This window comes from Saccharobesus litoralis (assembly GCF_003063625.1).
Lineage (GTDB): Bacteria > Pseudomonadota > Gammaproteobacteria > Enterobacterales > Alteromonadaceae > Saccharobesus > Saccharobesus litoralis.
Genome location: NZ_CP026604.1, coordinates 5,406,144 through 5,431,767 on the forward strand (window position 1 = coordinate 5,406,144; position 25,624 = coordinate 5,431,767).

At 43.3% G+C, this 25,624-nt stretch carries 25 protein-coding genes; 16 read left to right on the top strand and 9 right to left on the bottom strand.

Going from position 1 to position 25,624, the window contains the following annotated elements:
- Nucleotides 1-125: 125 nt before the first annotated feature.
- Entirely contained in the window at nt 126-518 is a 393-nt protein-coding gene (locus C2869_RS20670) for a flagellar basal body-associated protein FliL (RefSeq protein WP_108604712.1), read from the top strand.
- A gap of 7 nt (nt 519-525) precedes the next feature.
- Here C2869_RS20670 and glpG read toward each other — a convergent pair whose 3' ends face one another.
- From glpG to nudE, 6 genes are all read right to left on the bottom strand, one after another.
- On the bottom strand, nt 526-1,407 hold the full coding sequence (glpG, locus tag C2869_RS20675; protein ID WP_159084261.1) for a rhomboid family intramembrane serine protease GlpG: 882 nt from the start codon (nt 1,405-1,407) through the stop codon (nt 526-528).
- Nucleotides 1,397-1,723, bottom strand: coding sequence for a thiosulfate sulfurtransferase GlpE (gene glpE / locus C2869_RS20680; protein ID WP_108604714.1), 327 nt, complete (start codon nt 1,721-1,723; stop codon nt 1,397-1,399). The genes glpG and glpE overlap by 11 nt, the downstream gene beginning before the upstream one ends.
- 104 nt (nt 1,724-1,827) lie before the next feature.
- Nucleotides 1,828-4,608: a M16 family metallopeptidase gene (locus tag C2869_RS20685; protein WP_108604715.1), complete on the bottom strand. Its 2,781-nt coding sequence runs from the start codon at nt 4,606-4,608 to the stop codon at nt 1,828-1,830.
- A gap of 183 nt (nt 4,609-4,791) precedes the next feature.
- Nucleotides 4,792-5,361, bottom strand: coding sequence for a YceI family protein (locus C2869_RS20690; RefSeq protein ID WP_108604716.1), 570 nt, complete (start codon nt 5,359-5,361; stop codon nt 4,792-4,794).
- A 6-nt stretch (nt 5,362-5,367) separates the two neighbouring features.
- A complete protein-coding gene (gene cysQ, locus C2869_RS20695; RefSeq protein ID WP_108604717.1) occupies nt 5,368-6,207 on the bottom strand; it encodes a 3'(2'),5'-bisphosphate nucleotidase CysQ in 840 nt (279 codons plus the stop codon).
- Nucleotides 6,197-6,763 (bottom strand): ADP compounds hydrolase NudE, encoded by a 567-nt coding sequence (nudE, locus tag C2869_RS20700; RefSeq protein ID WP_108604718.1) that lies wholly within the window; start codon nt 6,761-6,763, stop codon nt 6,197-6,199. The genes cysQ and nudE overlap by 11 nt, the downstream gene beginning before the upstream one ends.
- A 276-nt stretch (nt 6,764-7,039) precedes the next feature.
- Between nudE and yrfG the strand changes: the two genes are divergently transcribed.
- A complete protein-coding gene (gene yrfG, locus C2869_RS20705) occupies nt 7,040-7,705 on the top strand; it encodes a GMP/IMP nucleotidase (RefSeq protein ID WP_108605151.1) in 666 nt (221 codons plus the stop codon).
- Between the two features lie 3 nt (nt 7,706-7,708).
- On the opposite strand, the gene C2869_RS20710 is transcribed toward yrfG, so the two are convergent.
- A complete protein-coding gene (locus tag C2869_RS20710) occupies nt 7,709-8,593 on the bottom strand; it encodes a response regulator transcription factor (protein ID WP_108604719.1) in 885 nt (294 codons plus the stop codon).
- The gene (locus tag C2869_RS20715) at nt 8,586-12,011 is read right to left on the bottom strand and encodes a hybrid sensor histidine kinase/response regulator (RefSeq protein ID WP_108604720.1); all 3,426 of its coding nucleotides are present in this window, start codon (nt 12,009-12,011) and stop codon (nt 8,586-8,588) included. The genes C2869_RS20710 and C2869_RS20715 overlap by 8 nt, the downstream gene beginning before the upstream one ends.
- Before the next feature lie 246 nt (nt 12,012-12,257).
- Between C2869_RS20715 and C2869_RS20720 the strand changes: the two genes are divergently transcribed.
- The 14 genes from C2869_RS20720 (at nt 12,258) to C2869_RS20785 (ending at nt 24,750) form a co-directional block, all read left to right on the top strand.
- Entirely contained in the window at nt 12,258-13,175 is a 918-nt protein-coding gene (locus C2869_RS20720; protein ID WP_108604721.1) for a porin, read from the top strand.
- A 39-nt stretch (nt 13,176-13,214) separates the two neighbouring features.
- Complete coding sequence (urtA, locus tag C2869_RS20725; RefSeq protein WP_108604722.1) at nt 13,215-14,498, top strand: urea ABC transporter substrate-binding protein; 1,284 nt, start codon at nt 13,215-13,217, stop codon at nt 14,496-14,498.
- Nucleotides 14,499-14,735: 237 nt separating this feature from the next.
- A complete protein-coding gene (gene urtB, locus C2869_RS20730) occupies nt 14,736-16,394 on the top strand; it encodes an urea ABC transporter permease subunit UrtB (RefSeq protein WP_108604723.1) in 1,659 nt (552 codons plus the stop codon).
- Entirely contained in the window at nt 16,394-17,656 is a 1,263-nt protein-coding gene (gene urtC, locus C2869_RS20735; protein WP_199915602.1) for an urea ABC transporter permease subunit UrtC, read from the top strand. The genes urtB and urtC overlap by 1 nt, the downstream gene beginning before the upstream one ends.
- Nucleotides 17,656-18,507 carry an urea ABC transporter ATP-binding protein UrtD gene (gene urtD, locus C2869_RS20740; RefSeq protein WP_108604724.1) on the top strand — a complete coding sequence of 284 codons (852 nt, stop codon included), beginning with the start codon at nt 17,656-17,658 and terminating at the stop codon, nt 18,505-18,507. Before urtC ends, urtD begins: the two co-directional genes overlap by 1 nt.
- Before the next feature lie 8 nt (nt 18,508-18,515).
- A complete protein-coding gene (gene urtE / locus C2869_RS20745) occupies nt 18,516-19,211 on the top strand; it encodes an urea ABC transporter ATP-binding subunit UrtE (protein WP_108604725.1) in 696 nt (231 codons plus the stop codon).
- 19 nt (nt 19,212-19,230) lie between these two features.
- Entirely contained in the window at nt 19,231-20,133 is a 903-nt protein-coding gene (locus C2869_RS20750; protein ID WP_108604726.1) for an urease accessory protein UreD, read from the top strand.
- A 25-nt stretch (nt 20,134-20,158) separates the two neighbouring features.
- On the top strand, nt 20,159-20,461 hold the full coding sequence (locus tag C2869_RS20755) for an urease subunit gamma (protein ID WP_108604727.1): 303 nt from the start codon (nt 20,159-20,161) through the stop codon (nt 20,459-20,461).
- Nucleotides 20,462-20,470: 9 nt separating this feature from the next.
- A complete protein-coding gene (locus C2869_RS20760) occupies nt 20,471-20,797 on the top strand; it encodes an urease subunit beta (RefSeq protein ID WP_108604728.1) in 327 nt (108 codons plus the stop codon).
- Nucleotides 20,797-22,500 (top strand): urease subunit alpha, encoded by a 1,704-nt coding sequence (ureC, locus tag C2869_RS20765; protein ID WP_108604729.1) that lies wholly within the window; start codon nt 20,797-20,799, stop codon nt 22,498-22,500. The genes C2869_RS20760 and ureC overlap by 1 nt, the downstream gene beginning before the upstream one ends.
- 203 nt (nt 22,501-22,703) lie before the next feature.
- Complete coding sequence (ureE, locus tag C2869_RS20770) at nt 22,704-23,147, top strand: urease accessory protein UreE (protein WP_108604730.1); 444 nt, start codon at nt 22,704-22,706, stop codon at nt 23,145-23,147.
- Nucleotides 23,119-23,856 (top strand): urease accessory protein UreF, encoded by a 738-nt coding sequence (locus tag C2869_RS20775; protein WP_199915603.1) that lies wholly within the window; start codon nt 23,119-23,121, stop codon nt 23,854-23,856. The genes ureE and C2869_RS20775 overlap by 29 nt, the downstream gene beginning before the upstream one ends.
- Before the next feature lie 35 nt (nt 23,857-23,891).
- Nucleotides 23,892-24,524, top strand: coding sequence for an urease accessory protein UreG (ureG, locus tag C2869_RS20780; RefSeq protein ID WP_108604732.1), 633 nt, complete (start codon nt 23,892-23,894; stop codon nt 24,522-24,524).
- A gap of 10 nt (nt 24,525-24,534) precedes the next feature.
- Complete coding sequence (locus C2869_RS20785; RefSeq protein ID WP_108604733.1) at nt 24,535-24,750, top strand: hypothetical protein; 216 nt, start codon at nt 24,535-24,537, stop codon at nt 24,748-24,750.
- An 86-nt stretch (nt 24,751-24,836) separates the two neighbouring features.
- Here C2869_RS20785 and C2869_RS20790 read toward each other — a convergent pair whose 3' ends face one another.
- Nucleotides 24,837-25,604 carry a type II secretion system protein N gene (locus C2869_RS20790; protein WP_108604734.1) on the bottom strand — a complete coding sequence of 256 codons (768 nt, stop codon included), beginning with the start codon at nt 25,602-25,604 and terminating at the stop codon, nt 24,837-24,839.
- Nucleotides 25,605-25,624 lie beyond the last annotated feature (20 nt).

The following is a 25,624-nucleotide window of genomic DNA, read 5'->3' on the forward strand; positions in this document are numbered from 1 at the left end:
AATGATCACATACTCTACTATTTGATTTAGGCGCTTGATTCAGAGAATAAGCGCTGGCAATAAAGCGTAAAACCAGAGCGAGAAGACTATAAACTCGATTAGATTCAGGAAACATGAGAAAACCTATGATTAAAAGCGTTAAGTGGCTTATTTTAACTTGGCTTTTAGTACTGGTTCCAACGTCGTATGCAGAAGATAGCTTTGGCTACTTTGGCATGGAACCTGATATCACTACTAACTACATTAGTAATAAGAAAAAGCCTGGTTTTGTTCGCATTACTATAGAGTTAATGCTGAAAAATGCCGAAAACATCGATGTGGTTGAACATCACGAACCCGTGCTACGTGATGCCATTATCACAATAATTGGCCGCGAATCGGAAGATAAAGTCAAGTCGTTAACCGGACGCGAAGAGATCCGTAAAAAGTGCGCCGATCAAGTTAAGCTGATTTTAAAGCGTGAAACCAAAGACGAGATCATTCACGACTTACTCTTTACCAAATACATCTACCACTAAAAGCCCGTTAAGGGCTTTTAGTTTGTTTCGGTAATGAATAACCATCGATAAATGCTAGAGCCAGTCCGGTTAGCAATCCTGCTAAATGTGCCCAGTTTGCCATAGAAACCCATAAAACATCAGAAAAACCAATCGCTAACCAGAGCACCATTAAACCCGCTAAGCCATTAGGAATTTGATAGTCACTTAATCGACTAAACCGCCCGTACAACCAAACGTAAGCAAATAGGCCATAAACGACACCGGATAAGCCAACAAAATTAGGCCCTGTGACCCAATATTGGCACACGTGCGCCAATACCCCAGTCAGCAAAGTGACATTGAGTAAACGCCAGCGAGATTGATTAGCCTCAATCCGTTTGCCTAACCACCACCACCAAAATAAATTAAACACTAAGTGGGGTGCATCAGCATGCAATAATGCGGGAGTCCATAAACGATACAATTCAATTAGACTTATTTGAGTCAGTTGATATGGGAAGTGTAACGCCTGCCAAATCGTATTAGCCGCGCCTAAATGCATCAATAAATGCAGCGTCGCTATGACAACTAACAAGCTTATGGTTAACCAGCCAGTACTTTTTAAAGCACTGACCAGTGCCGAGTTATCTGCTTGGTAGTCGACCGCTGCCGTTTGATTGCGTTGCCAAGAGGCATTTAAAAACTTAGGATCATTGGGGTTGGCGATAAAGCTTTCTACGATTTTGCGCGCATCAGGCACTTGCGATTCATTAAAAACAATCACCAAGGTTTCATTGTCTTGGCTTTTAGTTTCCGCGCTAATACCTTGGACAGACAAATAATCGGCAATCGCCAATGCCGCTCGCTTATTATCAAACGCCGCGACAGCAAATGCCGGTATTGAGTGAGGCTGCTGTTTATTGGTCATCTGTACTAGCAAACGGATATGATTGACGCCAAGCTTCAAAGCCACCGTCCATACTGTAGACATCTTCAAAGCCTTGCTCGACTAAATATTGCGCCGCACCTTGGCTAGAACGGCCATGATAACACACCACAACAACCGGCTTGTCTTCATCAACCTGCTGCATAAATTGACTGATAGAGCCATTAGTTAAATGGAATGATTCTTTTATATGCGCTTGATTATAGGAATTTTCATCACGAATATCGGCAATCACGCATTCGCCATTGGCCAATTTTTCAGCCGTATCGGCACAATTAATATGTTTAAATGTTGTCATCTTAATTTACTAGGGTTAACGCTCATATCTGCAGTTTACCACGAAAAAAGGCGAGCCCTAATGGTACTCGCCTTTTTTAAAGCCTCTACAATACTAAGAAGCTACTATTTTTTCAGCTTAGCAAAATCACCTGCCATAAATGTATTGATCTCTTTAGCGGCAATATACTTAGCAAACGCCTGATTAACTTGTTCCAATGAGACATTAGCCAATTGACTTTCTTGCTCATCATAAAACGCTAAATCACGCTTAATTTGCTTATTATAATTAAGAATGTCGGCAATACCGGCATCACTCGCCCAAGCTCGTTTACGGCTATTAATAAAACCTTCCTTAGCTTGCGCTAACTCTTCGGCGGTAAAGCCATTGTCGAGCACTTTTTGCACTTCCTCTTTATAAGCTCTAATTACATTTTGTACATTCTCTGGTGCGGCAATCGCCATGGCCCAGAACACCCCTTGTTCGTCCATTTCATCAACTGATAAACCGGAGCGCACCGAGTAACTATAGCCTTCTTCTACCCGTATGCGCTTACCAATACGTGAGCTAAAGGTATCCGCACCAAATATGGAATTTGCCATATTCAACGCCAAGTAATCTGGGTGAGACGGTTTCAAATCAAGACGATTAATTATATACAAGCTAGCATTGGCTTTATCTGGCGTTTCACTGCTAACAGAAAGTCCTTGCTTGTCATGCATTTGGTTAGCCATGTACTTAAATTCGACGTTTTTATTTAAGTGGCCTATTGCTGCTTGTAACGCACTTGAAGCTTGGTTTAATTCAATATCACCGACAATGGCGATCACCCCATGATTAATTGTTATGTGCTGCTGATATAAATCGCTTAGCTGCTGGCGTGTCACGCTTTTAATTTCAGCAATTTTATCATCTAACTCAACAAAGGCTCGTGGATGCCCCTGCGGGTAAGCATTTAGAGACTTACGATAATTGTCTAATGCGCGCGCGCTAGGTTCATTACGTTGCTGCTCCAAGCCTGAAACACTGGCGCGGATGGCATTATCTAACTCAGTTTGCGGAAAAGTAGGTTTTGATAATATTTCACCTAATAATTTAACCGCTTCAGCAAAGTTGGCTTTATCTGTCGTGACATTAACGTGCCACTCCCCCAAACGAGAGCTGACGCTCATAGTGCTTTTGATCGCATCAAGTTTATCAGCCAACTGCGCTTTGCTGTATTTTTGACTGCCTGACATCAATTGACTACCCAGCATATTAAATGCAGCGACATTGCCAGCTAATGATTTGGCAGAGCCGGTTGGTAAAGTCATTTTGATATGGATCTCATCACCGCGTAATTGTTTAGGATAAACCTGTAACTCTGTGCCATTTGGCCAGGTTTCAGCTTGCAAACGCGCTTTTATGTTGCTTACCGTATTATCGTAAACTTCACCCGCACTAGCGACTTGTTTACCTTTGTAGTCTTTTAAGATTTCATCAAGTGAACCTGTTTCAGGAATTTCAGCACGTACAGGCTTTTCGGTTGGAATAAAACGTCCCAAAGTACGATTGCTGCGCACTAAATACTTTTCAGCAACTTGTTTAACTTGTTCTGGTGTCACCTGCTCAATCAAGTCACGGAAGTAGAACATATGGCGATAGTCACCTTTAGCAATATATTCAGATAACTCCATACCAATCCCTTGCACATTGCGCATGGCCATTTCCGTTTGCTTTAACAAGGTGGTTTTCGCCCGTTTAACCTCTTCCTCGGTCACTGGGTTATTGATTAGATCTTCCGCTTGCGCGATTAACGCTTGTTCCATTTTGTCTGTTGCTTGATCTTTACTGCCTTGCGCAGCAAACATAATGCGCGAGCTGTCTTTTAACATAAACGAAAACGCATAAGCTGCAGTTGCAATACCCTTATCGACAATATCGGCTTTTAACCGACCACGGGCATTGTCGCCCAGTATTTGTTGCAACACGCGGATAGGTGCGGCATCTGGGTGTAAACCCGAAGGCGCATGGTAAGACAATCCAACCCAAGGCACATCACCCACGCGGCGTAAATTAACAATGCGCTCACCATCTTGGGTTGGCTCTTTGGTATACAGCGGCTCGATTGGTGTTTCTGGTTTCGCGATCACACCAAACTTTTCCGCTATCATTTGCTTGGTTTTCTCTTTATCGAAACGCCCTGCTATGGTTAAAACCGCATTGTCTGGACGATAGTGTTTTTTATAGAAAGCGCGTAATTTAGGAAAAGGAAAGTTCTCGACATCTGAACGTGCGCCAATAGTCGAGTTGCCGTAGTTATGCCATAAGTAAGCCATTGACGCCATGCGCGCTAACAAAATACGAACTGGGCTATTTTCACCACGTTCCATTTCGTTACGTACTACTGTCATTTCACTTTTTAGCTCGTCTTCGGTAAAAGTCGCGTTGATCATACGATCCGCCTCCATACCCAGCGCCCAAGCTAAATTGTCATCGTTGGTCTCAAACACTTCAAAATAGTTAGTTCTGTCTAACCAAGTCGTGGCGTTTATGCCCATCCCCCGTTTTTTAAATTCATCTTCTATTTTGGGATAGTTGGTCGAGCCTTTAAATAGCATATGCTCAAGTAGGTGCGCCATGCCAGTTTCACCATACTCTTCATGAACAGAGCCGACTCGATAGGTAATATTAACTAAGGTTTTCGGCTGAGCGGCATCTTCAAGTAATAAAACTTTTAAACCATTGGGCAATGTATATTCATCAATGCCTTCTACAGTGCGCACATAAGTTAGTTCAGGAATGACAGGAGCTGGAGCGACAGTAGGAACAATATTTCCATCACCAGTATTGGTTTGTGTGATGCTACAACCAGCAAATAGCACAGCAGCTAACGCTAGGCTTAAAGGCTTTAAGCTAAATTTCATAAAAGACGACCTTGTTGTTAATTTTATTCCAAATAGAAAAGGCAAAAATACGTTTTTTACTTTAGACAATCGTTAAAGTAATTACTAATAAAGATAAGAAAATTAGAAGGTTAAATCAGAAAAAAGTTCAATGTACCGCTTTGCCTGCCTGTTGACGACAAAGCGGTAAAACTGAGTAAAAACTTATTGCGCTAAATTAAGAGAAAAAGTAACCGGCACCACATACCCGATTGACGGTAAGCCCGCTAGCTCTTTTAACTTATCAACGCCAGCTGTCATGCCGAATTGGCGTGCATCAATGAGTAATGGCTTAACGCTTTGCACCAAAGCACCACCATTTTGCAGGCCCGTTACGCTCACATCCACAGATACGGCTTGTGTTTCACCATGAATAGAAAGTTGCGCAACTACTGTTTGCTTAATAGTTTGTCCAACCCCCAGTTGCTTAAGTACGCTTGGTTCAACCTTAGCCGTCAGTGTTGCAGAGCTAAATTGGGTTGTTTCAAATAAAAACTTTTGCATTCGCTCGTTACGAATAGGAATAGCGGTATTGACTGAAGTTAGGTCTATTTTGATACTAACGTCGCCATTATCTGCAACATTAGCAGTGAAACGATCAAACGAATGTACTTCAACAATATGCTGTTTTTTAGTCGACAAAAAATGAATAGTTGAATTAGATTGGTCTGCTTGCCATGCTGCATTTACCAACAAAGGCAAACACAGGACAACACCTGTAAGTAGTTTTTTCATGGGTTGTTAGTCCGTTAATTTACGAGTAGTTTTATGAGGTTTAATCACATCATGCCATGCAATATCTTGATTACCCAACACCATAAAGTCAGGATTGGCGAATGTGTCACGTTTATTGTAACTCAAGCCGTTGAATTCACTATCTAAAATACGGCCGCCTGCTTCCTCAATAATACAATGACTAGCACCTGTATCCCACTCGCCTGTTGGCCCAATGCGTAAATAACAATCTGCCTTACCTTCTGCAATAAAACAGCTTTTTAACGATGCACTACCTAACGGTACCATTTCATAGTCGTAGCCATCCATTAAATAGCGAGTAACCGTATCTTTTTTCTGCACTCGCGACACAGCAAGTTTAATATTACGTTCATCCTGATCGATGTTACGCACTGAAATTGGCACTGGCTCGGCCGACTTTTGCTTAAAAGCGCCTTGCCCTTCAATTGCATAATAGAAGGTATTTTTTGTCGGCCAGTAAATCACGCCCATTACCGGCCAGCCATTTTCAACAAGAGCTATATTCACCGCAAAATCACCGCTGCGCGAAACAAACTCTTGGGTGCCATCCATAGGATCAAGCAGCCAGTATCGTTTCCACGCCTGACGTTGAGTTAAATTAACCGCCGTTGTTTCTTCAGAAATAATCGGAATTTTAGGCGTTAATGCTTTTAAACCCGCCACTAAAATATCATTCGCAGCGTAGTCGGCACTCGTCACCGGCGATTCATCATCTTTTTGTTGCAGTTCAAAATTGCCCGAGTCATAAATATCGAGAATGGCCAAGCCTGCTTCACGGGCTATTTGTTTTACAGGTTCAAGTAGGGCACTAGGTTCAGGTTGCAAGGTTCAAATGCCTCCGCGCTAGAAAAATAGCAGCTACACTGCGGGCTTCAGAAAAATCATCTCGTGCCAATAATTCATCTAACTGATGAATTGACCAAGGGACAACATCTAAGGGTTCGGGTTCATCACCAATGAGTTGCTCAGGGTATAAATCTTGGGCAAGTAAAATATGCATAGTGCCACCAAAGTAACCGGGCGCCAAACACAAGCTTTTAAGTTGGGTTAACGTATTAGCACCAAATCCGACTTCTTCTTTTAACTCTCGGTTGGCTGCTTCGCTTGCTGATTCACCAGGGTCAATCAAACCTTTAGGTAAGCCCAATTGATAATCATGAGTACCCGCGGCGTATTCTCTAACTAATAGTATAGTCTCTGGATCAGGCATTGCGACAATCATAACCGCACCGCGCCCCGAACTTTTCATGCGTTCGTACAAACGTTGCTCGCCATTACTGAACTGCAAACTAACACTTTGCACTTCAAACAGGCGGCTTTTAGCGGCGGTCTCTGTCGCTAATATGGTAGGGAGTGTTTTCTCTGGGAGCTTATCGCTCATTTTAGCCTTCGTATTCCTGCGCTTTTATAGTCTTCTCGCTCAGGTCTTATGGTTCATTGTCAGCGCTTACTCTCGACTTTGGCTCCTGCGTCGTTCTACTACCTAAATCCCTTTAGGCAACCCCAATCACATAATAGAGCATATGCTCATGGGGATTCGAAGCTTGACGGCTTCCCCTAAAACCTGATCGCTTTGACTATATTAAAAATTAATTGGACACTTTACAGCGACCACAGGACAATGCGTCAATTGTTCTTATATACATCATTCGTCATTATGCTGCAATGGAAAGATATTGATACCGTACTTTTAGATATGGACGGCACCTTACTTGACCTTCATTTCGATAATCATTTTTGGATGGAATACCTACCCAAACGCTACGCCGAAATTAAAAATTTACCTTACGAACAAGTTAAAACCGATATCGACAATATGTGCCACGACTTATATGGCAAGCTAGAATGGTATTGTTTGGATTACTGGGGGCAAACCTTACAAATAGATATTCCCAAACTTAAACGCGAAATCGCTCACTTAATCCAAATGCGCGACGACGTACCGGATTTTCTTAATGCCTTGAAAAAAGCAGGTAAACGCGTTGTATTAGTGACTAACGCTCACCCTGATAGCTTATCACTTAAAGTCGAACAGACCGCGCTAGCCGAATATATAGATGAGCTTATTTCAACTCATGAGTTTGGCGTGACCAAAGAACAAATAGAGTTATGGCAGCAACTTCAGGCAAAGCTAGGATTTGATAAAAAACGCACCGTATTTATTGATGACAGCTTACCTATTCTCGATAAAGCGAAAGAGTTTGGCATCAAACATTTACTCTCTATCTACACCCCCGACAGTAAAAAACCAAGACGCGACATTACCCAATACCCAGCCATAGATAGCTATGATGTATTAACGAAAGAGCTGACTCAACTATAAACGTTAAGCTTCCAGCACACGAATAGAAATAGAAGCCGCCGCTGTGCGATTATCGACTCCTATCTTTTTGTATAGCTGTTCTAAATGTTTGTTTACTGTGCGTGGGCTCATTTCTAATATCTGTGAAATCTCCCAGTTAGTTTTGCCAAACGATAACCAATACAAAACTTCTGATTCTCGTTTGGTAATCGGTAATGCAGCTTGCAGATCTGTTGGTTGCTTGCTGGCGGTTACCGCCTTAATACGCAGTAAGAATAAGTCATCTTGCTGACGCTCAAAAATAATTTCCAATGGCTTACTAAACTGCTTTAGTACCAAAGGTTGCTGATGTTGCGCTAACCATTCACCAATTAACTGAGCCAAACAAGCCCAAGGTGCAGCCTGTTCTTCCATGGTTTGCTCGATTAGGTCATGTACTTGTGGTGTTGCCCAAGCAAGTTGACCTTGTTGATTAACACAGAATACATTTTTACCCGCATGATCTAAGGCGTTTTGCGCACTTAACGCATGTTTTGCAGTTTGCACATGGGTTTTAATGCGCGCAATCACTTCATCCGGCGCAATCGGCTTGGTCACGTAATCAACACCGCCAGCTTCAAACCCCTTCACCACATCTTCAACATCGGTTAGGCCTGTCATAAAAATTACCGGTACATTAGGTAAACGCTGCTTTAATTGCTTACAAGTTTCAAAGCCATCAAGCTCTGGCATAATGGCATCCATCAGGACGACATCCGGCTCGACTTTTTCAACAATAGATAAGGCTTGCACACCATTCAATGCAACCAGTGCTGTGTAGCCAGCCGTATTTAACGCAACATTAAGCATGCCCAAAGATTCAGGCGAATCATCCACCACTAGTACTACATCGTTTATCTTGCTATTCATGCGTCAACTCTTTCAAATATTGGCTCATTTGAGGGAAGTTGCAGCTTTGCAAATAGCCATCTATCGTTGACAGCACGTCCTCTGGCACCCAGTAATTTTGTTTAATTTCGTTTAGTTGCTCACTAATACCCGTTAGGTAGCCAATATCAGCAAGCTCAATTAGCTTTTGGTATTGTTGTGGATCAACTGGCGGCTTTTCTTGTTGCGAGCTCATTAACTCTTGCTTATCGTCGTTGATAAACTGATATTGCCATTCTAAATTTAGCCAATGACCGATTTTCCCCAATAAAGCATCAAGGTTTATCGGTTTAGCCATATAATCGTTGTGATAATTGTCTTTTTGTTTGTTACCACTCACTTCTCGAGCATTAGCTGAAACCATAATGATTGGCATATCATAACCAAGCTCTCTTACCTGCTTGGCCATTTGCCAGCCGTCGATTTCTGGCATTCGCACATCTAACAAAATCAACTCGACTGGATTACGCGCCAGTACTTCTAACCCTTGCTTAGCCTCAGCCGCTTGTAACACATTAAAGCCAATAGGTTGTAACAAATCCCGCAATAAATAGCGCTGGTTGATATCATCATCAATCACTAAAACGGTTCTAGTCGAGCCGCTATAACCAACCACCCGTGATTTAGCCAGTTCCGGCTCGGAATAAGTATGCTTTAGTTTAGGTAGCATAAGCTTCAAGGTGAAAACTGAGCCTTGGCCAATTCGGCTTTGCAAAGCAATTTCACCGCCCATTAACTCGGCTAACGAGCGAGATATAGTCAAGCCTAAACCTGTGCCACCAATAGCTTGCGTATGGGCGTTACGGATCTGTTCAAATGGTTTAAAAATCAACTCTTGCGCTTCTTGTGCTACGCCGACCCCAGTATCGCTGACAATAAACTGCGCGACTTGATTGCGATATTTAACCTCAAGCGTAACCGAACCTTGTTCAGTATATTTAATGGCGTTAGACAATAAATTAATCAGAATTTGGCGAAAGCGTTGCTTATCCGTTGCGACATACTCAGGTAAATGTCGACACGGTTGATAAATAAAAGCTAAGTTTTTCTTTTTCGCCTGTAACTCAAACATCTCAGCTAATTGTTCAATGATGGGTTTGATACACACTTCATCTCTTTGCAAGTGCATACGTCCTGCTTCGATTTTCGAGATCTCCAACAAACCTTCTATCAGATCCGCTAAATGCTCACCGTTACGCTTTAATACGCCAAGCGATTCGCGCTTATCAGCCGGAATCGCTTGGTCTTGACTTAAAAGCTGGGCGTAGCCAAGCAACACATTAAGCGGAGTGCGCAGTTCATGACTTAAACCAGCAAGATAACGACTTTTCGCTTCATTGGCTGATTCAGCGACTTCTTTGGCATCCTGTAAAGCATGAGAGGTTTTTTCATGCGCGGCAATCTCATTGGCCAATGCTCGGGTTTGTGAACGCAATTCTTTTAAAGCCGAACGATTACTGCTACGCGCCAAAATAAACAGCCAACTGACCACACCAATAATAATCAATAATAAGAAGAATATTTTGACTAGCGTTGAAGAAAATACCGCGCGTAACTCAATATCATCGACCGGTATTTGCAAATAAATCAGGAATAAAATCCCAGCGCCAATAAAACTTAGACAACAAGTGACCGCCAAAAACTGCATCAAAGGCGTAGTCATTTTTTTAAGTAAGTCAGTCGTTAAGAAACGCTGAAAAAAGTGTTGCGACTGTGCAGCTAACGTTGCTTGCGGCCGACACATATCGCCACAGCGTACATCCAAACTACAGCACAAAGAGCAAATATGCTTGCCGTAAGCTGGGCAAAACGTCATATCCTCGCGATCAAATTCGTTTTCACATATATGACATTGAGTTAGCGGCGCTAGCTCAGCGCTGCCAGAATCAAAACTATCGTTATCAAGACTATTGCTATCAACGTTATCCTTATCTAAGCCACTGTTGCCAGACACCAGATAAAACTTACCTTTAGTCAAAAAGCCAATTAATGGCACTGTGATTAAGGGCAAAGCGAGAGCAATAAACGATGCCAGCGCTTCAATCGTTTGCCCATACCAGCCCATATGGGCGGTAAAGCCAACAAATGACGCAATAATCATAGAGCCTACACCGACAGGGTTAATGTCGTATAGTTTTGAGCGTTTGAACTCAATATGCTTTGGGCTTAACCCTAATGGTTTATTGATAATTAAATCGGCGACAACTGAACTCAACCAAGCCAATACCACCACAGAATAAACCATTAACATGCTTTCAATGGTTTGATAGATCCCCAATTCCATCAGCAATAGGGCAATGGCGACATTAAAAAACATCCATACCACACGCCCTGGGTGATTATGGGTAACCCGCGAAAAGAAGTTTGACCAGGCTAAGGATCCGGCATAAGCGTTGGCAACATTAATTTTGAGTTGGCTGACCACAACAAATGTACAAGCAATTACGGCAGTCAATGTCGGGTTATCAAACATAAAGCTGAACGCCATTTGATACATATGCGCCGGATCGGCAGCGACATTTTCTGGAATGCCTTGCTTAAGTGCCAAGTAAGCTAAAAAAGAACCTAACAATAGTTTGAGCGCACCAAAAATAATCCAACCTGGGCCTGCCGCAGTCAGTGCTAGCCACCAGCGCCATTGGCGCTTTTGTGGTTTTTCCGGCAAAAAGCGTAAAAAATCAACTTGTTCGCCAATTTGCGCAACCAAAGATAACAACACAGCCGAAGCTGCGCCAAAAAAGACTAAATCAAAACCAGGATGGGCGGTTTCACTACCTTGAAAACTAAACCATTCCTGCACTTGGCTATCAGGATGGCTAAAGACAAAAAACAACGGCAGTAATTGTAGGCCAATCCAAAGCGGCTGAGTCCAAACCTGAAAACGGCTAATATAGGAAATACCATGAGTGACAAGCGGTAAAACAATTAACGCACTTAACACATAGCCGAGCGCCAAGGGTAAACCAAATAAAATCTGTAGCGCCATCGACATAATGGCAGCTTCAAGAGCAAAAAAGATAAAAGTGAAGGAGGCATAGATTAGCGAGGCTATGGTCGAACCGATATAACCAAAACCAGCACCTCGACTTAACAAATCTATATCTACACCGTACTTAGCGGCGTAGTAACTAATGGGCAGGCCTGAGAAAAAAATAACCAGTACTACCGCTAAAATAGCCCAAGCTGAATTAACAAATCCATAATTTAACGTAATGGCACCGCCAATAGCTTCAAGCACCAAGAAAGACACTATGCCTAAAGCTGTATTAGCGATCCAACCTAATGACCATTGCCTTGCTCTTCGCGCTGTAAAGCGTAGAGCAAAATCTTCCATCATCTCGTTGGCAACAAGCTTGTTGTAAGTGCGACGGGTCGGCAGTATTTTTTGATTAGAAAACATGTGTTTATGCAGGGCGTAGCGTAACCAATTTTACCTTTAGCGCTTTAAGCATTTTTCGCTCCGCTAACTCCTCTTAAGTTTTTCTATATATCGCACAGGCGTGATTCTTTATTAATTCAACAAAACACACAATACGTCATTCTACGTAGTTAACTGCGCTGATCAACGAATACAGATTTTGCTTCAAAAGCCAATAATAGGGGGGACTAAAAAAATCAAAAAACGTTAAATTTTGGGAGATAGCTAATGAAAGCAATTAAACGTACCGCGCTAGGCCTGGCAATGGCGGCAGCCTTAGCGCCAGCAGCTCAAGCTGACGATAAACTCAGTGTATCAGGTTTTGTCGATATGTCATTTGTCTATACAGACAACGACGGTGCGGCGTCAGAAAGTGTCGCGGGTCTTGATCAAGCCGAGCTCAACTTTGGTTACGATTTTGGCAACAAGTTAACGGTAACCGCTGATGTTGAATATCAAAATGAGTCCGAAGGTGTCGATTTAGAACAAGCCTTTTTAACCTACGCCCTAACCGATACGTTCAGCGTTAAAGCCGGTCGTTTTTTAAGCTACTCAGGTTGGGAAACAGAAGAGCCAACAGGCTTATTCCAATACTCAGGTACAGGTTATGCCAAACATTTCTATGGTTACTACCAGCAAGGGGTTTCAGGCTTATACAGTGGTGATGGCTTTGCCGCAGCGGTTTCTGTCGTTAACTCATTAGCCGGCCCAACAGATACTGAAGCGGGTCAAGTTGGCGTGGAAACCATGCTTGCTTTTATGCCAAGCGATGACATAACAATTAAAGGCTTCTACTCAGTTGAAGGCGACAACACCTACTTAAATGCTTGGGCCAGTTATTCAATGGACGCACTTACCTTAGCTTTTGAATACAACACAGCAGAATACGCAGATAACTCTGACGGTATCGGTTATTTAGCAATGGCTAACTATAGCTTTGGCGATAGCGGCATTACCGTGCGTTTCCATGACTATGAAATTGAAGATGCTGCAGGTTTAACTAAAGAAGATGGCAGCGCAATCACGCTTTCACCAAGCTACACAGTCAACGACAACTTATTAATGGTTTTCGAATATCGTATGGATAGCAGTGATTCTATGGGTGATAAAGACACCATTGCCATTGAAGCACTAGTTACTTTCTAAACCAACTCAAACAACCAATAAAAATTAAAGGTGAAAACCATGAATTTTAAAAAGCTTTTACTAGCAGGTTCCATTGCCGTTGGTTCACTTGCTTCTTCTGTGGCAATTGCTGCTGACACCATCAAAGTCGGTGTACTTCATTCTTTGTCAGGCACCATGGCGATCAGTGAAACTACACTGAAAGACACTGTATTAATGATGATTGAAGAACAAAACGCCAAAGGTGGTTTGTTAGGCAAAAAACTCGAGCCTGTTGTTGTTGATCCAGCGTCTAACTGGCCGTTATTTGCAGAAAAAACTCGCGAACTGCTACAAAAGGAAAAAGTAGACGTTATCTTTGGTTGCTGGACTTCGGTATCGCGTAAATCAGTGTTACCGGTTATCGAAGAGTTAAACGGCTTACTTTTCTACCCAGTACAGTACGAAGGTGAAGAGTCGTCTAAAAACGTTTTCTACACAGGCGCTGCGCCAAACCAACAAGCGATTCCAGCTGTAGATTACTTGATGAATGACATTGGTGCTGAGCGTTGGGTATTAGCTGGTACTGACTATGTTTACCCACGTACGACTAACAAAATCTTAGAAGCTTACCTAAAAGCCAAAGGCGTTAAAGACAAAGACATCATGATCAACTATACGCCTTTCGGTCACTCAGATTGGCAAAGCATTGTATCTGATATCAAAAAGTTTGGTTCTGCTGGCAAGAAAACCGCTGTGGTTTCTACCATCAATGGTGACGCTAACATCCCATTCTACAAAGAGTTGGGTAACCAAGGTATCTCTGCTGAAGATATCCCAGTTGTCGCTTTCTCTGTAGGTGAAGAAGAACTTTCTGGTTTCGATACTAGCCCATTGGTTGGTCACTTAGCGGCTTGGAACTACTTCCAAAGCGTTGAAAGTGATGAAAACACTAAGTTCATCAAGAGCTGGAAAAAATATATTGGTGACAAAAAACGTGTAACCAATGACCCAATGGAAGCGACTTACATTGGTTTCAAAATGTGGGCCAAAGCAGTTGAGAAAGTCGGTACAACTGATGTTGATGCGGTTGAACAAGCGCTTATCGGTATCACGGTTCCTAACTTAACGGGTGGAATCGCTGTGATGAATAGCAATCACCATTTATCTAAGCCTGTGTTAATCGGTGAAATCCAAGAAGACGGTCAATTCGAAGTCGTGTGGGAAACTCCAGGCACAGTTATCGGTGATGCTTGGTCTGATTTCTTACCTAGCTCGCAAAACCTGATTTCAGATTGGACCAAACCTGTGAAGTGCGGAAACTTTGACGTTAAAACAGGTAAGTGTTCAGGTCAGAATTTCTAACCATTAGTAAACCGGATGAATTCATCCGATAGGTCGAAGCGACAGCTTCGACCAACAGATTTTAATAACCATCAAAGCTGTCGAATTTTAAGCAAAGCAAACAATGCAGCATAAATTTCGAATGACAAGATGGAAAGATTTACCCAAGTGTTAAGGGCATCCTACCTGCCCTTTTTAACTCCCGAGAACGCCGTCAGGCGTCTCGGCGAGTTTCTTTAATTATGAGCGAGGTTCGCAATGAAGCGACTTTTTTGTTTTGTGCTTTTGAGCTTGATGGCCAGTATTTTCTCTGTCAGCCATGCCTCACAATCGCCAGAAGCCAACTCACCATCTCAAGCTCAGCTAAATACAATCTTAGCTGAATTACCAAAAACTAAATTAAGTAAAATGGCTAACGCTGTAGACGCCCTAGCCAATTTAGACCACCCTAAAGTTCGTAACGTACTCACTTACTTATTGGAAAGTGAACTCTATTATCAAAAAAGTGACAAATCTTTAGTTAGAGCCGTTAAAAATAGCGACGGTCAATACCAACTTAGCAATTTAATATCCGATCAAGCCATCAGTGTTGTTAGTAAATCTGCCATCAAAAAAATTAGAACTAACAATAGTATTCGCAAAAAGATCCGTGGCGCACTGGCCAGAATCGACTTAACCCACCCAGACGAAGCGACTCGTATTGCAGCAGTCAAGCGCATTTTAAATAAGCCTGATAACGAAACCATCGAGCTATTAAAAGACTTGGTTGAAAAAGAACAAAGCACAGAAGTCATTGAGTTAATGACGACTGCTATCGCCCTAAAACAACTGAGTTCAGACGAGATCAGTGAAAAACTGCAAGCTATCGATATTTTAAAAAGCAGCTTAGAACCAGCGGTTAAAAATGCTTTGCAACGTCAATTAACAGCAGTGACAGAAGATGAAGCTCAATCAACAGAGCAAGGTGATATAGCCTTAATTAAGTCATTAACTTCAGCTATCGAAAAAATTGAACAAAAACGCTCCACTTACGAAGTCGTTGAAAATGTTTTCTTCGGGTTGAGCTTAGGCTCAGTATTATTGCTAGCCGCCATTGGCTTAGCCATCACCTTCGGGGTAATGGGCGTAATCAATATGGCACATGGAGAAATGATCATGCTAGGTGCTTATACCACGTATGTTATTCAACAAGCTTTTCCTGAATTACTCAATTACTCATTGCTAATGGCGATCCCCGCGGCGTTCTTAGTATCGGGCTTTGTCGGTATTTTAATTGAACGCGGGGTTATTCGTTACTTAAAAGGTCGTCCTTTAGAAACCTTACTAGCCACTTTTGGTATCAGTTTGATCCTGCAACAACTAGTCAGAAGTGTATTCTCACCATTAAACCGCACAGTCGCCTCACCTGAATGGATGAGTGGTTCTTGGCAAATCAACCCAGTGTTCTCACTAACCTATAACCGCTTATACATCATCATTTTTGCCTTAATGGTATTTGTCACCTTACTGATGATTTTGAAAAAGACCTCGCTGGGTTTGCATGTTCGCGCTGTATCACAAAACCGAGAAATGGCGCGTGCATTAAGCATTAAGAGTGATTGGGTCGATGCTATTACCTTCGGCATTGGTTCAGGTATCGCTGGCGTTGCTGGGGTTGCCTTAAGTCAGCTTACTAACGTAGGGCCAAATCTCGGTCAGTCATACATCATTGACTCATTCTTAGTCGTGGTATTCGGTGGTGTTGGTAACCTTTGGGGCACGCTAGTCGCAGCCATGTCACTCGGTACAGTGAATAAATTCTTAGAACCTATTACCGGTTCAGTCTTAGCCAGCATTATCGTGCTTGTCGGCTTAGTACTCTTTATTCAAAAACGTCCGAAAGGTTTATTTCCACAAAAAGGTAGGGCGGCAGACTAATGTTAACTTCCACTCAATCTCAAAACGTGTCTTCGCAATCATTTTTTGCTCAAGCACTGAAAAAATTTAATAGCTTGCACTGGGTGATCACTTGCTTATTAGTGACCACTTTCTATATGGCATTTTGTAACTTAGCATTTAGTGAAGATTCCTTTTTCCATGTGAGTACCTACACAGTTACCTTATTCGGTAAGTACTTATGTTATGCCCTACTCGCTTTAGCGGTTGATTTGGTGTGGGGGTACTGCGGAATTTTAAGCTTAGGTCATGGCGCCTTCTTTGCACTTGGCGGCTACGCCATGGGCATGTACCTAATGCGGCAAATCGGTGATCGCGGCGTATACGGCAACCCTGAACTGCCAGACTTTATGGTATTCCTTAACTGGGATGCTTTGCCTTGGTACTGGTCGGGTTCCGATAGTGCTATCTGGATGGTGTTAATGGTGTTTTTAGCGCCAGGTCTTTTAGCTTATATCTTTGGCTCGTTGGCATTCCGCTCACGAGTTAGCGGCGTCTACTTGTCTATTATGACGCAAGCCATGACTTATGCCTTGATGCTAGCCTTCTTCCGCAACGAAATGGGCTTTGGTGGTAACAACGGTTTAACCGACTTTAAGGATATTTTTGGTTTCTCGTTGCAAAACAATCAAACCAAAGTCAGTTTGTTTGTCATCACCTCAATCATTCTCTGTCTGGCATTTGCACTGTGTCACTTTATCGTTAACTCGAAAATGGGGCGGGTTGTTACAGCCATCCGCGATGCCGAAAGCCGAGTAAGATTTGTTGGTTACAAACCAGAAAATTACAAAGTTTGGATCTTTGTTGTTTCAGCCATTTTAGCCGGTATTGCTGGTGCGTTATATGTACCGCAGGTTGGCATTATCAATCCAGGCGAGTTTTCACCGCTTGCCTCTATTGAAATGGTTATTTGGGTCGCCATTGGCGGACGTGGTTCTTTGTACGGCGCTATTATCGGAGCCGTTGTTGTTAGCTACGCTAAAACCCGTTTCACCGCCATTATGCCTGAAGCTTGGTTGTATGCACTGGGTGGATTATTTGTGCTAGTGACTTTACTGCTACCAAAGGGTATCGCCGGATTAGCGCCACAGCTATACGCGAAATGGAAAGGTGCTCAGCTAAACGAAAATAAAGAGCAAAGCCAAACGCAGGGCGAACAACCAAAAGCTGAGCAACAAAACAAAGCTCAAGAAAACTCAATCGATGATACTGACGATCTAAACCCAGCCTTGGAGAGCAAATAATGAATTTGGCACAAGAAACAGCCGTTAAGCCAACTCAAGGCTCACCTTTACTGGCACAAGATCATATCGAGCCAGACACGCGACACGGTGTGATCTTATATGTTGAAGATGTCAGTGTTAGCTTTGATGGTTTTAAAGCGTTAAACGACTTAAACCTCTATATCAATGATGGCGAATTACGTTGTTTGATCGGCGCCAACGGTGCCGGTAAAACCACTTTAATGGATGTTATTACCGGTAAAACACGCCCTGATACAGGTCGAGTTAGTTTTGGTCAGCAAGTCGATTTATTGCAACTAAATGAGTCAGAAATAGCTAACGCGGGCATTGGCCGTAAATTTCAAAAACCCACCGTATTTGAACAGCTTAGCGTATTTGAAAACTTAGAGCTTAGCCTTGCTGGTGATAAAGGTATATGGACATCCTTATTTCATAAATTATCAGGCGAGCAAAAAGATCGAATTGCTGAAATCCTTTTCACTATCGGCTTAACCGAGCAGCGTCATTTGTTGGCAGGCTCTTTGTCGCATGGTCAAAAACAATGGTTGGAAATCGGCATGTTATTGGCTGCAGAGCCACGCTTGCTATTAGTAGATGAACCGGTAGCAGGTATGACAGCACAAGAAACCGAACGCACCGCCGAGCTTCTGACTTCTCTTGCCGGTAAACATTCGGTTGTCGTGGTTGAGCATGATATGGCATTTGTCCGCTCAATTGCCCGTAAAGTCACCGTTTTACACCAAGGTACGGTATTAGCCGAAGGCAGCATGAACGAGATCCAATCTAACCCAGATGTTATTCAGGTCTACCTTGGCGAAGAAAGTCACGGCGAAGAGACTGGCAAGGAGTAAAGCTAAGCATGATCCAATTAGAAAACGTAAATCAAAAATATGGTGGCACTCAGATTTTATGGGATCTGAATATGCAAATTAAGCCAGGCTCTCGCACCTGTATTATGGGACGTAACGGCGTCGGCAAAACCACCTTACTTAAATGCATTATGGGCTTGCTACCCATAGCATCAGGTGATCTAAGTTTAAATGGTGAGAGCTTAAATAAACGCTCAGTCGAAAGCCGTCCACAATTGGGTATTGGCTATGTTCCGCAAGGGCGAGATATTTTTCCGCAACTGACGGTTGAAGAAAACCTCAAGCTTAGCCTTAACTGTAAGCGCCAAACTAGCAAAACCATTCCCGAGCATATCTTTGAGTTGTTTCCGGTCTTAAAAGAGATGTTGCAACGTCGCGGTGGGGACTTATCAGGTGGTCAACAACAGCAACTGGCCATCGCCCGCGCACTCGTATTGAACCCAGATGTATTGATCCTCGACGAACCTAATGAAGGTATTCAGCCTAATATCGTGCAGCTTATTCGCGACGTATTGTTAAAACTTAATCGCGAACAGGGCATGACCATTATTTTAGTCGAGCAAAAACTACCCTTTGCTCGCGCGGTAGGTCAAGAATTCCACCTAATGGAAAAAGGCCAAGTGATTGCATCCGGCGCAATGGAAGAATTAACCGATGAGCTGGTTGCTCAGTATTTAGCGGTATAACAGGAGATTATCACTCAAGATGTCTGCCGCAGAACGATTAAACATGTTGAACACGCAAAAAAGCCGTGAATGGTTAGCCCAATTAACATTGGGTTTTAAAGGCACGGCCAAACGCGGAACACAATTGGTAAAAAGCCAAAGGCGTGGCCCCTTAACTATTCAAAAGGCTTTTTACCCTGAAGGTAAGCATTGTGCGCATGTTTACCTTTTGCATCCACCGGCTGGGATCGTATCTGGTGATCAATTGCATATAGATATTAGTGCCGAAAACAATGCACATACTTTAATAACGACACCGGGTGCCAACCGTTTTTATCAAGCTCGAACCGACAAAAACATTGGTGATCCACGTCAGTTACAGCATTGCACGTATCAATTGCAAAACAATGCGATTGTCGAAAGTTTGCCACAAGAAACCATAGTGTTTCGCGGTGCCCAAGCGACCAACAAACAAGATATTTATATTGACCAAACCAGCGTTTATCTGGGTTGGGATATCAATTGCTTAAGCGAAAACCAACAAGCTTTTGATACTGGTAGCTTTACTCAGCAAACCCGTGTGTATATCGACAAGCAATTAAAATTGCACGACCGCATTGCGATCAATCAAAGCAATTTATTGTTTAGTAAAAATGCAGGGCTAGCGGGTCATTCCGTGTTCGCAACATTTGTGCTAGCAGCCCCCCATGCGCTAGCGCAAGTGGCGACTCGTCAAGCCCTGCAATCCCAAATTCGACAGCGTATCGAAGTTTTAAATGCCGATAAGCTGATCAGTATTACCGACGTCGGTGGAATTTTGCTGGCGCGCTATCTTGGCGATCAGGCAGAACAAGCCAAAGCATTATTTTATCAAATATGGCAAATAGCACGTCCGGTTTGTTGCCAACAAACCGCGACTAAACCGCGTATTTGGTACACCTAATTTTTATTTTCGAGGCTAAACAGGTATGGATTTATTACCTAGAGAAAAAGACAAATTACTTATTTTTACTGCTGCACTATTAGCCGAGCGTCGCTTAAACCGTGGTTTAAAGCTTAATTACCCCGAGGCCATGGCTTATATCACGATGGAAATCATTGAAGGCGCGCGCGATGGTAAAACAGTTGCCGAGTTAATGGATTACGGTCGCACCTTGTTAACTAGCGAGCAAGTAATGGATGGCATAGCTGACCTTATCCCAGAGGTGCAAGTTGAAGCCACCTTCCCTGACGGCACCAAGCTAGTCACCGTTCATAACCCTATAGTGTAAGAGGCCGACATGATCCCAGGTGAAATTAAAACCGACGCTGGTGAGCATGAGCTCAATCAAGGTCGTGAAAAAATTCAAGTACAAGTCACTAACCAAGGTGACCGCCCCATTCAAGTAGGCTCGCATTACCATTTTGCCGAAACCAATCGCGCATTGAGCTTTGACCGCGAAAAAGCCACAGGCTATCGCTTAAACATTACAGCCGGAACGGCGGTGCGTTTCGAGCCAGGTCAACAACGTGAAGTTCAACTTGTCGCTTTTGCCGGCAAACGAGAGGTTTACGGATTTCGTGGCGAAGTCATGGGCAAACTAGAAGAAACAGAAGGAAATAGCTAATGGCGTCTATCGATAAACATGCCTATGCCCATATGTTTGGCCCAACCGTAGGCGATCGCGTCCGTTTGGGTGATACCGAGCTATGGTTGGAAGTCGAGAAAGACTTCACCACCTATGGTGAAGAAGTTAAATTCGGTGGCGGTAAAGTTATTCGTGACGGTATGGGGCAAAGCCAAGCTTCATGCAGTAAAACGGTCGATTTGGTGATCACCAACGCCTTAATCCTTGATCATTGGGGCATTGTTAAAGCGGATATTGGTATTAAAGATGGCCGCATTGCCATTATCGGTAAAGCCGGTAATCCAGATATCCAAGACGGAATCGATATTGAAATTGGCCCAGGCACAGAAGTTATCGCTGGTGAAGGTCAAATTATTACCGCTGGCGGCATTGATGCGCATATCCATTTTATTTGCCCACAACAAGTTGAAGAAGCTTTAATGTCGGGTGTGACTACCATGATAGGTGGTGGCACAGGCCCTGCGACAGGCACTAATGCGACGACTTGTACCCCAGGTCCTTGGAATATTACCAAGATGCTGCAAGCAACCGACGATATGCCAATGAACTTTGGTTTTCTTGGCAAAGGTAACGCTAGCTTACCTTTGGCCTTGGCTGAACAAATTGAAGCGGGCGCTTGTGGCTTAAAACTGCATGAAGACTGGGGCACAACACCTGCCGCAATCGACTGTTGTTTAGGCGTCGCAGAAGAATACGATGTGCAGATTGCTATTCATACCGATACCTTGAATGAATCCGGTTTTGTTGAAGATACCTTAGGTGCATTTAAAGGCCGTACCATTCACACTTATCACACCGAAGGTGCTGGTGGCGGTCATTCACCTGATATTATTCGAGCCTGTGGTGAAGCCAATGTATTGCCTTCATCAACTAACCCTACAAGACCATTCACCATTAATACCATTGATGAACATCTCGATATGTTGATGGTATGTCACCATTTGGATCCGAGTATTCCTGAAGATATCGCATTTGCCGACTCGCGGATCCGTAAAGAGAGTATTGCAGCGGAAGATATTATGCAGGATCTTGGCGCAATAAGTATGATTGCCTCTGATTCCCAAGCCATGGGCCGTGTTGGCGAAATGATCACCCGTACTTGGCAAACCGCGCACAAAATGAAAGTGCAACGTGGACCATTGGCTCCCGATACTGAACGCAACGATAACTTCCGCCTAAAACGCTATGTCGCTAAATACACAATCAATCCAGCCATCAGCCATGGTATTAGCCATGAAGTTGGCTCGATTGAGGTTGGAAAATTAGCCGACCTAGTGCTTTGGAAACCAGCATTTTTCGGTATTAAACCGGCGATGATCCTTAAAGCCGGTTTTATCGCTGCAGCGCCTATGGGTGATGCCAATGCCTCAATTCCCACACCACAACCGGTTTATTACCGCCCTATGTGGGGATCATTAGGCAAAGCAGCGGGGCAATGCTCTATGACTTTCTTGTCGCAAGTTGCGGTAGAGAAAGGGGTACCGGAACAAGCAGGAATGCAACGTTTAGTAGGTGTATGCCGTAATACCAGAAACATTGGCAAAGCCGACATGATCCACAACGACTGGGCACCAAAAGTCGAAGTTGATCCGCAAACCTATGAAGTGCGTGCTAATGGTGAATTATTAACCTGCGAGCCAGCAACTGAGTTGCCACTCGCCCAGCGTTATTGCTTGTTTTAACACACACATTGTAGGTTGCGGCTGAAGAATGAAGCCCAACATTGCTTAGCGTTGGGCTTCGCAAGCTCAGCACCAACCTACGCTGAAATTCAATTAAACATTAAAACTCGACAGCTAACCCAATTTGCTTTCTACCTGAAATAGAAACAATGCAGCATAGAAGCGGAGTGGGCAGGCTAAAACATAACTGATGGTAGGACATTATGTTACAAGTATACCAAAGGCTAGATCACAGTCATCAGCCGATAACAGACTCTATTACGCTTGATTACGACACTCGTAAAAAAGCCCGTATCAAAGGCATGACCGACAAGGGTGCGCTAATCGGCATTTTTGTTGATCGTGGCAACCCGTTACGCATAGGTGAAATTCTTAAAACCGAATGCGGTCGTTTAATTGAAGTTAAAGGCCAAGAGGAAGAAGTGTTCACCGCCGTGGCCAGTGACTGGCCAACCTTTAGCCGTATTTGTTATCACTTAGGCAATCGTCATACTAGCCTGCAAATAGGTGAATGTTGGGTACGTTTTAAACCCGATCATGTGTTAGCCGAACTAGTCGAGCAATATGGTTTAACCGTTAATACAACCCCAGCAATTTTTGAACCGGAAAATGGTGCTTATGGACATCATCACGCCCATAAACATTAAGCAAGGCGCTAGTAAGGGAGAAAATGGCTTGCAGTTAACTCGTTTATTGCAGATATGCAGCGCTAACCTGCCTGTTGGTGGTTTTTCCTTTTCACAAGGGCTAGAGATGGCAATCGAACTCGGTTGGGTCAAAGATCTAAAAACCAGCTCCGACTGGATAAGCTCTAACCTACAACTCGCGATTGCCAGCACAGACTTACCCTTGTTGCTTAGGCTATATAAAGCGGTTCCTAGCTCAGCGCATGCTGACAGCAAAACCTTTGTTGAATGGGACGATATGCTAATAGCTACTCGTGAGTCAGCGGAGCTTAGGCTGGCTGAAGTCGCTATGGGTAAAGCATTGTCGCGTTTGTTGCTGAGCTTAGAAGAGCTTGACTGTACACCTGTCTATTCATTGCTTAAACGCAAGGAGATTAGCTTTGTTGCTGGTTTTGCCATCGCCTGCCGACTCATGAAAATAGAGTTACACCAAGCCTTAACGGGCTATTGTTGGACATTTATCGACAACCAAGTCGCCGCCGCAACTAAGTTAGCGCCATTAGGGCAAACTCAAGCCCAAAACTTGTTGTTTGCATTAAGCGGCGAAATCGAAAACGCGGTTGAACAAGCACAACAGCTTGATGATGACAGCCTTGGCTGCAGTTTACCCAGATTAGCCATGGCGAGTGCCTGGCATGAAGAACAATATTCAAGATTATTTCGTTCATAATATTTCTTATATTTAGCGAATTAAGGAGAACAACAATGAAACATAAACAAGTACTAAGAATCGGTGTCGGCGGACCAGTCGGCTCAGGCAAAACAGCCCTACTGCGCACTTTATGTATGGAGCTGCGTGATAAATACAATATGGCTGTGGTGACTAACGATATTTACACGCGCGAAGATGCTGAGTTTCTGACTCGCCATAACGCATTAGATGCAGATCGCATTATGGGTGTAGAAACGGGTGGCTGCCCGCACACCGCCATTCGCGAAGACGCGTCGATGAACCTAGCGGCTATAGACGAATTGCAAGAACGTCATCCAGGATTGGATTTTGTATTAGTTGAAAGTGGTGGTGATAACTTAAGCGCAACCTTTAGCCCTGAACTTTCCGATTTAACCATCTACGTTATCGATGTGTCAGCAGGCGACAAAATCCCGCGTAAAGGTGGCCCTGGTATCACTAAGTCTGATCTACTTATCATCAATAAAATCGACATCGCCGATCAAGTTGGCGCGTCATTAGAAGTGATGGATCGCGACGCTAAAAAGATGCGGGGCGAGCGTCCATTTATCTTCGCTAATATGAAAATTAAACATGGTCTTGATGAAATCATTAACTTTATCGAAACCGAAGGCATGTTAAACGTAACAGCAGCCAAGGCTGTATAGGAGAATAAAAATGAAAAAGACGATTAAAACTTTCAGCCTAGCAGCGTGTTCAATATTAATGGCAACCAGTGCTAGTGCCCATGAAGATGAGTTTTTAAGCCATGCGGTACATGAGTTATATCATGTCGCTATGCTAGCCTTGGCAGTAGCGGTTGTCTATAAAGGTGGTCAGTGGTTAAAAACCAAGTATCAGCAAAAGCGTAAAAGCCGAGCAAACAAAGCTTAAACTAAAGCCAGAGCTGAATCAGTTAACAAAAAAAAGCGGCTAAGCCGCTTTTTTTATTATTGTGCATATACGAAAAGCTAACCGCGTTAACGGCCAAACTTAATTTTATAACGACCTTGAGAGTCTGCTTTGCCCAAAAATGTCATAGCATTCATTAACATTGCATCAGCAGAAGGGCCTGCTTTAACAAAACCATCAACTTTGGTTTGGTTTTTATCCTTAAGCTCTGCTTTTAAATCAAGCAACAAGGTTTTATCGTCACCTTTAACACTAGCAAGCAAATTTCCCTTATCACAAGCTAAATCAACATTGAGATCACCCAAAGAAAATTGCCCGCCCATGACGCCCAAAGCTGATTGCTGCCAATTTACTTTACCCGCCAACTCAGTACAGTATGGTTTGCCTATGCTCGCGGCTTGTATGTCCGCCTTGACAATTCCTTGTAAGCTTTCAACCATATTACCGCGTATTTGCTTAAGTTTAGGCATAGCAATGTCAGCCGGAATCGATAATTGAGTATTGGCTAAGCCTATATTTTGCGCGCCGGCAAAGTACGCATAACCTTGACCAAATGGCTCTAAAATTTTGCGGCTACTACCAAATTTAAAATCGGCACCAACTTCCCCACTTAACAATTTCGGCAGGGCAATAGACCACCCCACATTCTTAAGTAATATGCCGTCAACGGTTAAAGTGTCTAACTTGCCTTGCCATAACGTACCCGACACATTGCCTAGTGCAACATTGGCTGGAAGTTTGACTTTACTGATCACAAAGTTTGCAGGAATGGTGGCGATCAAAAAGGCGATATATAAGAAAAAGCAACCAACCCCAATTTTTATCCAAGACTTCATTTATATTTTTATCCTAATCA

Bases quoted from the DNA above. Each gene is read 5' to 3' on its own strand.
- C2869_RS20670 (WP_108604712.1), top strand. From the start codon at position 126: ATGATTAAAAGCGTTAAGTGGCTTATTTTAACTTGGCTTTTAGTACTG.
- glpG (WP_159084261.1), bottom strand. From the start codon at position 1,407: ATGACCAATAAACAGCAGCCTCACTCAATACCGGCATTTGCTGTCGCG.
- glpE (WP_108604714.1), bottom strand. From the start codon at position 1,723: ATGACAACATTTAAACATATTAATTGTGCCGATACGGCTGAAAAATTG.
- C2869_RS20685 (WP_108604715.1), bottom strand. From the start codon at position 4,608: ATGAAATTTAGCTTAAAGCCTTTAAGCCTAGCGTTAGCTGCTGTGCTA.
- C2869_RS20690 (WP_108604716.1), bottom strand. From the start codon at position 5,361: ATGAAAAAACTACTTACAGGTGTTGTCCTGTGTTTGCCTTTGTTGGTA.
- nudE (WP_108604718.1), bottom strand. From the start codon at position 6,763: ATGAGCGATAAGCTCCCAGAGAAAACACTCCCTACCATATTAGCGACA.
- yrfG (WP_108605151.1), top strand. From the start codon at position 7,040: ATGCTGCAATGGAAAGATATTGATACCGTACTTTTAGATATGGACGGC.
- C2869_RS20710 (WP_108604719.1), bottom strand. From the start codon at position 8,593: ATGAATAGCAAGATAAACGATGTAGTACTAGTGGTGGATGATTCGCCT.
- C2869_RS20715 (WP_108604720.1), bottom strand. From the start codon at position 12,011: ATGTTTTCTAATCAAAAAATACTGCCGACCCGTCGCACTTACAACAAG.
- C2869_RS20720 (WP_108604721.1), top strand. From the start codon at position 12,258: ATGAAAGCAATTAAACGTACCGCGCTAGGCCTGGCAATGGCGGCAGCC.
- urtA (WP_108604722.1), top strand. From the start codon at position 13,215: ATGAATTTTAAAAAGCTTTTACTAGCAGGTTCCATTGCCGTTGGTTCA.
- urtB (WP_108604723.1), top strand. From the start codon at position 14,736: ATGAAGCGACTTTTTTGTTTTGTGCTTTTGAGCTTGATGGCCAGTATT.
- urtC (WP_199915602.1), top strand. From the start codon at position 16,394: ATGTTAACTTCCACTCAATCTCAAAACGTGTCTTCGCAATCATTTTTT.
- urtD (WP_108604724.1), top strand. From the start codon at position 17,656: ATGAATTTGGCACAAGAAACAGCCGTTAAGCCAACTCAAGGCTCACCT.
- urtE (WP_108604725.1), top strand. From the start codon at position 18,516: ATGATCCAATTAGAAAACGTAAATCAAAAATATGGTGGCACTCAGATT.
- C2869_RS20750 (WP_108604726.1), top strand. From the start codon at position 19,231: ATGTCTGCCGCAGAACGATTAAACATGTTGAACACGCAAAAAAGCCGT.
- C2869_RS20755 (WP_108604727.1), top strand. From the start codon at position 20,159: ATGGATTTATTACCTAGAGAAAAAGACAAATTACTTATTTTTACTGCT.
- C2869_RS20760 (WP_108604728.1), top strand. From the start codon at position 20,471: ATGATCCCAGGTGAAATTAAAACCGACGCTGGTGAGCATGAGCTCAAT.
- ureC (WP_108604729.1), top strand. From the start codon at position 20,797: ATGGCGTCTATCGATAAACATGCCTATGCCCATATGTTTGGCCCAACC.
- ureE (WP_108604730.1), top strand. From the start codon at position 22,704: ATGTTACAAGTATACCAAAGGCTAGATCACAGTCATCAGCCGATAACA.
- C2869_RS20775 (WP_199915603.1), top strand. From the start codon at position 23,119: ATGGACATCATCACGCCCATAAACATTAAGCAAGGCGCTAGTAAGGGA.
- ureG (WP_108604732.1), top strand. From the start codon at position 23,892: ATGAAACATAAACAAGTACTAAGAATCGGTGTCGGCGGACCAGTCGGC.
- C2869_RS20785 (WP_108604733.1), top strand. From the start codon at position 24,535: ATGAAAAAGACGATTAAAACTTTCAGCCTAGCAGCGTGTTCAATATTA.
- C2869_RS20790 (WP_108604734.1), bottom strand. From the start codon at position 25,604: ATGAAGTCTTGGATAAAAATTGGGGTTGGTTGCTTTTTCTTATATATC.